Annotated in this window: 10 protein-coding genes; 1 reads left to right on the top strand and 9 read right to left on the bottom strand. The window is 41.6% G+C overall.

The features are described from left to right. Nucleotides 1-194: 194 nt before the first annotated feature. Nucleotides 195-1,286, bottom strand: coding sequence for a BMP family lipoprotein (locus tag ABIE66_RS08775; RefSeq protein ID WP_289324430.1), 1,092 nt, complete (start codon nt 1,284-1,286; stop codon nt 195-197). Nucleotides 1,287-1,438: 152 nt separating this feature from the next. Beyond that, complete coding sequence (locus tag ABIE66_RS08770; protein WP_289324429.1) at nt 1,439-2,164, bottom strand: GntR family transcriptional regulator; 726 nt, start codon at nt 2,162-2,164, stop codon at nt 1,439-1,441. Nucleotides 2,165-2,480: 316 nt separating this feature from the next. Here ABIE66_RS08770 and ABIE66_RS08765 point away from each other — a divergent pair, with 316 nt between their 5' ends. Continuing rightward, nucleotides 2,481-2,780, top strand: coding sequence for a DUF6509 family protein (locus tag ABIE66_RS08765; RefSeq protein WP_370014420.1), 300 nt, complete (start codon nt 2,481-2,483; stop codon nt 2,778-2,780). A 33-nt stretch (nt 2,781-2,813) separates the two neighbouring features. Here ABIE66_RS08765 and ABIE66_RS08760 read toward each other — a convergent pair whose 3' ends face one another. The 7 genes from ABIE66_RS08760 to asd all read right to left on the bottom strand — a co-directional run bounded on the left by ABIE66_RS08760 (nt 2,814) and on the right by asd (nt 11,719). Next, entirely contained in the window at nt 2,814-5,144 is a 2,331-nt protein-coding gene (locus tag ABIE66_RS08760) for a DNA translocase FtsK (RefSeq protein ID WP_289335897.1), read from the bottom strand. A 239-nt stretch (nt 5,145-5,383) separates the two neighbouring features. Then, on the bottom strand, nt 5,384-5,611 hold the full coding sequence (locus ABIE66_RS08755) for a YlzJ-like family protein (protein ID WP_289317112.1): 228 nt from the start codon (nt 5,609-5,611) through the stop codon (nt 5,384-5,386). After that, entirely contained in the window at nt 5,608-6,357 is a 750-nt protein-coding gene (locus tag ABIE66_RS08750) for a ClpP family protease (RefSeq protein WP_370017004.1), read from the bottom strand. Before ABIE66_RS08750 ends, ABIE66_RS08755 begins: the two co-directional genes overlap by 4 nt. Nucleotides 6,358-6,480: 123 nt before the next feature. Further along, nucleotides 6,481-8,151: a ribonuclease J gene (locus ABIE66_RS08745; RefSeq protein WP_289317114.1), complete on the bottom strand. Its 1,671-nt coding sequence runs from the start codon at nt 8,149-8,151 to the stop codon at nt 6,481-6,483. Between the two features lie 277 nt (nt 8,152-8,428). Beyond that, nucleotides 8,429-9,298, bottom strand: coding sequence for a 4-hydroxy-tetrahydrodipicolinate synthase (dapA, locus tag ABIE66_RS08740; RefSeq protein ID WP_370014419.1), 870 nt, complete (start codon nt 9,296-9,298; stop codon nt 8,429-8,431). A 49-nt stretch (nt 9,299-9,347) separates the two neighbouring features. Then, nucleotides 9,348-10,574 carry an aspartate kinase gene (dapG, locus tag ABIE66_RS08735; RefSeq protein ID WP_370014418.1) on the bottom strand — a complete coding sequence of 409 codons (1,227 nt, stop codon included), beginning with the start codon at nt 10,572-10,574 and terminating at the stop codon, nt 9,348-9,350. Between the two features lie 89 nt (nt 10,575-10,663). Continuing rightward, nucleotides 10,664-11,719, bottom strand: coding sequence for an aspartate-semialdehyde dehydrogenase (asd, locus tag ABIE66_RS08730; protein ID WP_289324423.1), 1,056 nt, complete (start codon nt 11,717-11,719; stop codon nt 10,664-10,666). Nucleotides 11,720-11,895 lie beyond the last annotated feature (176 nt).

Below are 11,895 nucleotides of genomic sequence, written 5' to 3'. Positions count from 1 at the left end.
CAACTCCTAAAATGAGTGTAATTATCTTAATTATTTAATTGCTGATCCTAACTTTTTGATTTTTTCAAAAAAACCAAATGAAAAACTACGATTCTATCATAGTTTTTCATTCGATATTTTAGTTGCAAAGAGCAATTGGGGAAAAGAAAGAATAGAGGGCAAGTCTGCCTCCCTATTCTTTCTTAAATTACAGCTTATAAATCAAGTTTTTCGAATTCCTTATCCGTACCTGGAACAACGAATTCACCTGATTTAATTTTTTCTGTCCATTCTTCTACCGCTTTTAAAGATTCTTCTGTAACGTTATCTTTTGTATCAGAAATGCCTACACCATTTTCTTCGATACCGTACTCAATTACTTTTCCACCTGGGAAGTTTCCTTCTTTCGCTTTCTCGGAAAGGTCTTTAACTGCTACGTCAACACGTTTTAACATAGAAGTCAGTGTGATATTGTCGTCAGTTCCTGGCACTGCTCCTAATTTAGCTTGGTCGCTATCTACACCGATAACATATATTTCTCTCTTAGGATCTTTTTGCTTTTGCTCTACAGCTTCAGTGAATACGCCTTTTCCAGTTCCTCCAGCAGCATGATAAATGATATCGATGCCTGAAGAATACATGGAGCCTGCAGTGGATTTACCGATGTCGGCTTTATTGAAATCACCGGCATATTTAACTTCCACTTTCGCATCCGGATTTACAGATAAAACCCCAGCCTTAAAGCCAACTTCGAATTTTTTGATTAATTCAGATTCAACTCCGCCGATAAAACCTACCTTGTTTGTTTTCGTTTGCAATCCTGCAATTACACCTACAAGGAACGATCCTTGCTGCTCTTTAAAACTAATGCTGGCAACATTCTTTTTATCCACAACCGTATCCACGATTGCAAATTGTGAATCCGGACGTTGGTCAGCCACTTCACCAACAGCTTCGGCTAAAAGAAAACCGATACCATAGATAAGTTTGTAATCTTCACGTACAAGCGTATTCAGGTTTTTAGCGTAGTCAGCATCAGATTTGGATTGCAGATAGTTGAAGCCATCTTTACCTTTTTCCAAACCATTGTCCTTACCGAATTCCTGAATTCCTTTCCAAGCGGATTGGTTGAACGACTCGTCATCCACGCCGCCAGTATCAGTTACCATGGCAACTGTGAAGTTATCTTTCTTGTCTTTACCATTTGAGGATTCTTTATCATCATTCTCTGAATTACCACATGCTCCCAATAGCGTACCGGCTGCAAGAACAAGTGAAAGAGCTAGACCTAATTTGCGCTTTTTCAATTTTTATCCCCCTAATTTACATAGTTTTTTGAGCAGGAATGTTCTGAAAAGTCATTCATGTTTGCGTTTTCACTTCTCGTTAATTTTTTTTACATGCATTTGATCAACTTTACGCAATCGAAACAAACGCTTGCATTCACACGTATGCAGAGTTACACACGTTTACGAAGAACATGAAAGCTGAACATATTGGCTTTAAAGTAGTTAACAGAATACAGGATAGGCTGGTCCCAATCATCCAGATGCATCTGCTTTAGAACGAGTAATGCGGCTTCTGGCGAACATTTAAGGATAGGAGAAACTTTCTCGTGATATCCAATAGGTTCAATCTCTGCTACGGCATGCGTAATTTTTCGATTCGCATCTCTTTCCAAAATATCAAAAAGAGACTCATCATTACGGTCGAAATTTTCTGATAGTATTGATTCAGGAATTTTGTCGACACAGTAGACAACCGGCTCCCCATTCGCTGTCCTTACACGTTCGATGATGACGATGCGTTCATCTGTTGAACAAGAAAACCTGCGAATATCCTCTTCTGTAGGTTCTTGGGCCGTCAAACTTAAGAAAATCGTACCCGGATTCATTCCTGCCTCTTCAATCATGTTCGTGACACTTTTTAATTGCTCGATACCTGAAGTGAACCGAGGTTTTGGATTGACAAAAGTACCAACTCCATGGCGGCGAATGATGATGTTTTCTTCTTCTAAAATTCGCAGCGCTTCACGAAGTGTCGCCCTACTCACTCCCAATTTTTTGGCAAGATCGAATTCTGAAGGGAATTTTTCATTTTCCTGATAGACTCCTGCTTCAATATCCTGCTTCAGGTAATCAATGACCTGCAAATATAAATGTCGACTATCTGATTTTATTGACATACAGTTTCCCCCAGCTAATTTCTTTCTTAAGACATCAGACCTCTGATGTTGAATCATTCCTACTAATCGAAAATAATATAACATTTTTTTTGATATAAATAAATAGTGTTTTACTATTTACTTTAAAAGAATTTAGGAGAAATTACCCTCATCTGTGTCTTTCAATCTAGGAACGGCCACGGAATTTGCACGATTATTCTCCTAAATCAGACTATAAAAAATTTTGAAAATGTAAACTGAAAATAGCCAGCTTTCTTTTCAAGATACTGTTTTCCTGTATAATAAGATTTATCTTCTTTGAAGGGATGTACACATGATGTTAAAGATTACAGAATACACGATCGAAAAATTGAATGATCCATTCGGAATTTTAACCGGGGATCGTTACGAGTTGTTCTTGGATATTGAAGTGCCTGAAGAGGATGAGCTCTTTTCAGAAAATGGTTTATATATCCGGGTGCTTTTTGTAGTGGAAGAACAAATAGGCAAACTGATTAAATATGATATTTTTGAAAAAGGGAACGAAGGCGCACTCGAATTCGATTTAGAGGAAGATGAAGAAGCGATGATTGCCGACTTCTGCCTTAAACATTTAGACGAGGCGATGAATAATTAAAAAACCGGGCTGCAGCCCGGTTTTTTTTATTACCTATGATAAATGCGCTTCATCCTGTTCATCTTTAGTAACCAATACATTTCGTGGTTTACTGCCTTCATACGGACCGACAATTCCCCTCGCTTCCATTTCATCAATCAACCTGGCTGCCCGCGTGTAGCCAATCCGGAAACGGCGCTGCAGCATGGAAACCGATGCGGTTTGCATTTCTATGATCAAGGAGACGGCATCCCCGTATAAACTATCTTCGACTTCACCATTTGAAGTGTCCGCAATTTCATCCGGTATCATCTCTTCGTTATATTGGGCTTTTTGTTGTGAAATGACATATGTGACAACTTCCTCGACTTCATTGTCGGATAAAAATGCCCCTTGGACCCGAACCGGTTTTGAAGCTCCTGCAGGCAGGAAGAGCATGTCACCCCGTCCCAACAGTTTTTCGGCCCCGCCCATGTCCAGAATCGTTCTCGAATCGGTCATTGATGAAACACTAAAAGCAATCCGAGATGGGATGTTCGCTTTAATGACCCCTGTAATAACATCGACAGAGGGCCGCTGAGTGGCAATTATCAAATGGATGCCAGCTGCCCGTGCCATTTGTGCAAGTCGTGTGATGGCATCCTCTACATCATTTGAGGCGACCATCATGAGATCTGCCAGCTCATCGACAATGACTACGATATAAGGCAGGAGCGGTTGCTTGGCATCTTCTTCAATGTTATGCCGGTTAATATAATCGTTGTAGCCTTCAATATTACGCGTACCAGAATGAGAAAATAGCTCGTATCGCCTTTCCATTTCACTGACCACTTTTTGCAAAGCCTGTGCAGCTTTCTTTGGATTTGTCACTACGGGTGCGAGTAAATGGGGAATTCCATTATAGACATTGAGCTCCACCATTTTTGGATCGATCATCATCATTTTCACTTCATGCGGTTTTGCCCTCATCAAGATACTCGTGATAATCCCGTTGATACAAACGGATTTCCCGCTGCCAGTAGCTCCAGCCACTAGTAAATGCGGCATTTTATTGAGCTCAGCCTTAACCGCTTCACCAGAAATATTCCGCCCTAAGCCTATTTGCAGTTTTGCGTCAGGCTTGTCAACTTCTTTGGCTTCCAAAACTTCCCTTAAAGACACCATCGCCACTTCGGAGTTAGGCACTTCTATTCCAATAGCCGATTTTCCGGGAATCGGAGCTTCGATCCTAATATCCTTTGCGGCCAGTGCAAGGGCCAAGTCATCGGATAGGCTGACAATCTTACTTACCTTCACCCCTACATCCGGATGCACTTCATATTTGGTTACGGCTGGCCCTAAATGAACTTGAGTGACCCTCGCTTTCACTCCAAAGCTATGAAAAGTGCGTTCAAGCTTTGCCGCATTTTCATGGATCAATTGGTACTCTCCGCTTTGGTCCGTTTTCTTGGGCTGCAATAATAGTGAAAGGGGCGGTAAAAGATATTCTTTATTTTCCACTTCTGTGAAATTCATTGGCAGAACGGCATCATCCTGTTCCTCTGTACTTTCAGCTGCAGGTTCCATTGCAACGGGAATTATTTCAGTTTCGTCACTATATGCTTTATCTGCAAAGCTGGAAATGATACGTTCCGTCGCCATTTGCTGTGTTTCCTCTTCTTGATGAAGGGGCTGATCCGTTTCTTCCACCAAATCTTTTTCTCGCTTCTTCTTTTTCACGGGATTTTTTTTCTTTTCTTTTTTGTCTTCATTCCACGTTTTCATATCATCTCTGAATGCAGCCCATTGCTTTTTGAAAAAGCCGCCAAGACCCATGAAAAACTTCCCGAGGGTTTCACCTAAAGTTTTCCCGGTCAATAGCACGGCACCTACGATGATAAAAAGGAATGAAACGATTTTCGATCCAGCTTCGTCGAATAAAAAGTATGAGGCTGCAAATAATATCGCTCCAATCATACCTCCTCCAAGGTCCTTTGTGCTTGCCTTGCCGGTCACTTCCATCCAGAATAGTTCCCATGTATTCGAAATCACGCTGGGCTTCGTAAACGGGCCTCCATCTGCAAGCATGTTAAACAGCGTCACATGACTTAGCAAGAGCATGCTCGCGACAAGGAAGTACATCCCGATGAATTGCCGTTTTAACAGGTAAGGAACCTCCCTCTTTATCATCAAATAGAATCCAGTAGCAATCGCTCCCAACAAAAAGAGGATATACCATTCCCCCATGAAGAAGCGGATTAAAAAGACCGTCCCATTTCCCACTGCTCCAAGCTTGGCAATGGCTATGATGGCCAACCCTATTAAAGTAAGGCCAATCAATTCATATTTAAGCGTTAATTTTAACTTCTCTGTACTTTTCTTATTTCTGCGTTTCTTCTTTGCCATAATATCACCTGATTCTTCATGAAACTATTCTAACTTTCCTATTCAACATCACAACCTGATTTCCCTTCACGAAACAAATGTTCGCTTGCTGATTATACCAAAAAAATATGACCCTGTCCTTGATATATATCCCATTTCTTCTTAAGTCGGACAATATGTCCAGATAATGAATAAAGCAGCCAAGAGGCTGCTGATTATCATTCCAGTATATCATAATTTACCTTAGTTAGTCGTTTTTACTAGGTATTCATTTGTCCGAACACATTGATGACTGCCCCCGGCTGAATGTGTACATTCATATAATCTTCAGGATCCGTGCTCACAATTCGATCAATGCGAAACGTGCGTCCACCGTCATGTTCAACCATTACATGTACACCATTATAGATCATTTCTATTAAATTCGCCGTTTTCTCATGGTGATGGGGGAAAATGATTTCTTCAGGAACGATCGTATAAAGTGTCATTGCAGAAGCCCCTCTTCTGTCCCGGCAATTTTGGGCCTTCTTTCTTCCATGAAGGTATTTAGTTTTCTCATGGCTTGGCCTACTCCTCCTACATCATCGATCATACCGATTTCAACTGCCTCGGCCCCGATTACATTCGTGCCTATATCACGGGTTAAATTTCCTTTAGCAAACATTAAATCCTTAAAACTTTCTTCCGTAACATTGGAGTGCCGTGTAACAAATTTAATGACCCTTTCCTGCATTTTATCCAAGTATTCAAAGGTTTGAGGCACTCCAATGACTAGACCTGTCAAACGAATGGGATGAATCGTCATCGTTGCCGTTTCCGCTATAAAGGAATGGTCACACGAAACCGCAATCGGCACACCGATCGAATGGCCTCCCCCAAGTACAATCGAGACGGACGGCTTGGACAGGGAAGCCAGCATCTCTGCGATGGCTAGTCCCGCTTCGACATCTCCTCCTACTGTATTTAAAATGACAAGCAGCCCCTCAATATTGGGATTTTGTTCAATTGCCACAATTTGTGGGATAACATGTTCATACTTGGTCGTTTTATTTTGAGGAGGCAGCTGCATATGTCCTTCAATTTGTCCAATGATCGTCAAACAATGGATTTTTGAGTCCTGAGATAGTTGCGGGACATTAGTAGCCCCCAGCTGCTGGATCTTTTCGATTAATGTTGAACTTTTACCTTCCTGCCGGCCTTCATTTTCATTTGGTAATGGTGCATTATCCACTATGCCAACCCCTTTCTCTTAAGCCTATAGCTTTATTATGTCTCGAGTCTCGGACTTCATTCTTCAAGATATAAGAGGTTTGGCAAAGAAAAAAACCCCTGACTTTTCAGATCAGGGGTTTTTGACTTAATATTCCATGATGATCGGTAAAATCATTGGCCGGCGTTTCGTTTTTTCATAGAAGAATTGGTTTAATGCATCACGCATTTCCTGCTTCAACGTAGACCAATCGAAAGGTTGGCGCGATCCATTTTTCTTCACGATTTCACTTACTATTTCGGTTGCTTCCCCAATCATTTTTTCTGATTCACGAACATAAACGAATCCCCTTGAAATGATTTCAGGACCTGCTGCAATACTTTTATCCTGACGATTCAACGTGACGACTACAATCAAAATGCCATCCTGGGATAACAAGCGCCTATCACGAAGAACGATATTACCCACATCTCCAACACCGCTGCCATCAATCAAGATATTTCCTGCTGAAACTTTGCCGGATAGACCCATTTTATCGCCCTTTAATTCAATGACATCGCCTTTTTCGGCAATTATGATGTTCTCACGTTTTATCCCCGCGGCAATCCCAACTTTTTGATGGGCATATAAATGGCGGTATTCCCCATGCACAGGAATGAAAAATTTAGGATTCATCAAATTGATCATCATTTTCAGTTCTTCCTGGCTACCATGACCTGTTACGTGCACTTTATATTTATTCGCAGATACCACCTCAGCGCCTACCCTGTATAGCAAATCGACGGTTTTGGATAAGATAAGTTCGCCGCCCTGAAGGGGTGATGCACTGATCAAAACTGTGTCTCCCTTTTTGATCGTTACCTGCTTATGAGTTTGTTTTGCCATTTTTTGAAGTGCCGCAATGGGCTCCCCTTGATGACCTGTCGATAACACGACGATTTCACGGTCGTTATACTGGCTAATTTCGTTTATTGGGATGATCAGCTCTTCTTCGACCTTTAAATAGCCTAAATTCAAGGCTGTTTCATATACGCGTTGCAGGCTTTTGCCTACAACTGCCACTTTCCTGCGACTAGCTGCCGCTGCATTGAAGACATGTTGAATCCGGTTGATGTTCGAAGCGAAGCACGCAACGATAATCCTTCCGGAGGCAGCATGGAAAACCTCTGTAATATCTCTGGCCACAACTGCTTCTGATGGGGTATAACCTGGCCTCTCGGCACCCGTACTATCCGAAAGCAAGCATAGGACACCTTCTTCACCGATACTAGCCATTTTACCGATTTCCGGTTTATACAGATCGGTTGCCGCTTGATCGAATTTGAAATCCCCTGTATATACGATTGCACCTTCACGCGTATGGATCACGACTCCGACAGAATCGGGGATACTATGGTTAGTCCGGAAAAAAGACACGGCCGCTTGAGGAAAACTTAAAAGGGAATCTGAATCGATCTCAGTAAATATTGCCCTGCCGTTAAAGCCATCTTCCTTTAATTTCGTTTTGATTAAAGCAAGTGTAAGCTTTGTTCCATAAACTGGAACAGGTAAATATTTCAAAACATAAGCAAGCGCTCCCATATGGTCTTCATGACCATGGGTAATGAATATCCCCTGCACCCGTTCCTTATTATCCATCAAATAAGAAATATCAGGAATAACTGCATCGATTCCCAGCATTTCTTCTTCTGGCAGCATTAACCCTGCATCAAGAAGATAGATGTCCTCGTTCACCTCAACGACGTACATATTTTTACCAAGTTCCCCTTGTCCTCCAAGAGAAATGACTTTTATCCCACTACTTTTATCTTTACCCAATCGAATATCCTCCTTAAAAAATCCCGTTCATAATTTCCCAATGATTTCATTATAACCGATGTTCAAAAAACATGACAACACTTACCATTTTCAAAGGGACTTTTTCATTTCATCCCTAAAAAAGCTTTTCCATGTGTATGTATAAGACAATCATCCCTGTATATTACCCTATGCAGTTTCGATCGATCATTTAAGAAATTGGATAGTATACCCCTTTCATATACATCATTATGTAAAAACAAGCCAATCTTCAACGATCAGCTTGTTCCTTGTCTTTTTATTTTTTTAATACCTTAGTTAAAGCCAAGCGTTCCTGCTCCGTCAATGGCACGATTGGAAGTCTGACCGATCCAACGTCAATTCCATATAACTGAAGCGCTGTTTTGACAGGTGCCGGGCTTGGCGCTGCAAACAAACCTTTAATAAGCGGTAACAGTTCCTGATGCAGCCGAGCCGCCTCTTTCAAGTTCCCGCTGATAAAAGCCTCCACTATTTTCTGTAACTCATTACCAGCAATATGTGAAGCAACCGAAACTACACCCACACCACCAATCGCTAGTACAGGCAGTGTTAAAGCGTCGTCCCCACTGTATAATGCAAAATCCTCATCCGTTCCGGCTATGATTTGGGTCATGGCGTTTAAATCCCCGCTCGCTTCCTTCACGGCTACGATATTGGGAATTTTTGAAAGTCGGATGATCGTTTCCGGTTCAATGTTAACCGAAGCACGCCCAGGGATATTATATATCATTACAGGGAGAGTCGTACTAGCTGCAATAGCTTTAAAATGCTGGTACAGACCTTCCTGATTCGTTTTACTATAATACGGGGCCACCAGCATGATTGCATCGGCGCCATTTTGTTCTGCTTTTTTTGTCAACTCGATGGATGCATACGTATTGTTGCTTCCTGTACCCATGATGATGGGCACCCGTTTTTCAACAACCTTGGAAACATGACGCAATAGCGCAATCTTCTCCTCCGAAGATAAAGTTGGAGATTCCCCTGTCGTTCCCGAAAGCACAAGCGAATCCGTTCCATTCGTTAATAAGTAATTAACCAATGAAGTCGTTTTTTGAAAATCAACATTTCCCTTGCTATCGAAAGGGGTGACCATTGCGGTTGATACTCTACCAAATATCATCATCTAACACCTCTTTAATTTTTAAAACCTTTATTTATTGAAAACCCTATGATTATAGGACTTCACTTTCATGCAGTTGAAATGCATAGTGCAGGGAATTAACAGCTTCTATTAAATCTTCTTCTTTTACGAGCACCCAAATAGTCGTATGGCTGTCCGCTGACTGGAGAATGGCAATTTCCTTCTCGGAAAGCGCTGTAACAATCTTAGCCGCAACGCCCGGCACACCGTTGATGCCTGCACCGACTACGGACACCTTGGCACAATTTCGTTCAATGACCGGTTCATGACCAAGCTCGGCCAAAATCGAGAGGGCAAGCTCTGTCATCTCTTCCGAAACTGTATAAACTACGCCACTTGGATAAATATTTATAAAGTCCACTGAAATGGAGGCATTGGCCATTGCTTTGAAAACTTCTGCCTGTAGATTATATTGATCTTTTTTCGCACGCACCTTGATTTGAGTGATTTTTGGCACATGGGCAATCCCGGTTACGAGCCTTTCACGTATGTCACTACCCTGGCTTCCCTTGTTCACACTAGTAACAAGTGTTCCCAAACCTTCGCTGTATGTTGATCTTATCCGAATCGGCACTTTGGCCTGCATGGCAATTTCAACAGCTCTTGGGTGAATGACTTTCGCACCTTGATAGGCCATGTTGCAAACTTCCGTATATGAAACAATTGATAATGGACGGGCTTTATCGGCAATACGTGGATCTGCCGTCATGATTCCTTCAACATCCGTAAAAATATCGACCCGTTCAGCTTGCAATGCTGCACCTAATGCAGCAGCTGAAGTATCACTTCCACCACGGCCAATGGTCGTGATGTCCCCATTTTTAGCCGCTCCCTGGAATCCTGCTACAACGACAACATCCTTCACTTCCAGTTCTTTCATGAGACGGTCACACTTCATTTCGATTATTTTCGCACTTGAATAGTCGGTATTCGTCATGAATCCAGCTTGAGCCCCAGTATAAGCGACGGCATCAATACCGTGTTCTAACAGCATGTTCGTAAATACAACAGAAGATATCGTTTCTCCTACTGACATAAGTAAATCCTGTTCTCGTTTTGAAAGGCTGGCTTTTGCTCCATTTACTAGTGAAAGTAAGGTATCCGTTGCATAAGGATCGCCTTTTCTTCCCATTGCTGAAACCACAACCACCACTTTATAGCCTTCTTTAATCGCATTTTGAATATGCCCTTTGGCAAACGAACGGCTTTCCTCATCTCGAACGGATGTCCCACCGTATTTCTGGACGATGATTTTCATTATATGCACCCCAAATATAAGCCAGCTTCCCGATTCGGGAAGCTGACAAAAACTCTCTATCCTATTGGTAATTAATTAAGAATAAATTATTACTTAACGGTAACCAAACCTAATTTCAAAAGGCTTTCAGCAATTTGAACAGAATTCCAAGCTGCTCCTTTTAATAGATTATCGGAAACCACCCATAAATGGAAGCCTTTATCTTCATCCAAATCTTTGCGAATCCGACCGACGAATACATCATTCTTGCCGACGGATGAAGCAGGCGTTGGGTATACTTGTTGTTCCGGTTCATCTTCTAACACTATTCCAGGTGCCGTTCTCATTAAATCTTTGATTTGAGAAGCCGCTATGCCATCCTTTTCGACTTCAATGTAAACAGATTCGGAATGACCCGTTACAACAGGAAGCCTTACGCATGTTGCAGCTACTGAAAGGTCATGCATATGCATGATTTTCTTTGTTTCATTAATCATTTTCATCTCTTCGAATGTGAACCCATTATCTTGGAATTTATCGATTTGGGGAATGACGTTAAATGCGATTTGATAATGCTTTTCGTCCCCTTTTACCGGTAAAATTTTCGGATCTATTTCTTTTTCATCAAGCAAGTCGCGAGCTTGTTCCTTTAATTCATTTATCGCTGCAGCCCCTGCACCCGAAACAGCTTGATAGGTAGAAACAACAACTTTTGATAAGCCATATGTCTGGCGGATAGGTTCTAATGCCACAACCATTTGGATAGTTGAACAATTCGGGTTTGCAATGATCCCATTATGAAGTTTCAAGTCTTCTTCATTTACTTCAGGAACGACTAGCGGCACATTTTCATCCATGCGGAATGCGCTCGTATTATCCACCACTATCGCTCCGCGTTTCACTGCTTCTGGAGCCAATTCCTTAGACACGCTTCCTCCAGCACTGAATAAAGCGATATCGATGCCTTCAAAGCTTTCAGGTTTTGCTTCCTGCACTTCGATTTCTTCGCCCTTAAACGTAAGTTTGATTCCTGCGGAACGAGCCGATGATAAAAAGATGATTTGTTTAATCGGTAAGTCCCTTTGTTCGAGTGTTGAAATCATTTGTTGTCCTACTGCTCCAGTTGCTCCCACAACTGCAATACGCAATCCCTGTGTCTCAGTCATTTATACATACTCCTTTTCTATCTCTTAAAATTAGTTGTTTTTTTGGATTTACTACTTCTTGTTTAGAATATCATTTATTTTATCACATTAACATTCCAAAGGGTCGCACTTTAACAAAATATTCTGGTAGCGGAGTGGTTTTTTATAACTTCAAGCTACAAATTTATGCATATATG

This window comes from Peribacillus sp. B2I2 (genome assembly GCF_041261685.1).
Taxonomy (GTDB): Bacteria; Bacillota; Bacilli; order Bacillales; family DSM-1321; genus Peribacillus.
This window is presented reverse-complemented; position numbering and strand designations above follow the sequence as displayed.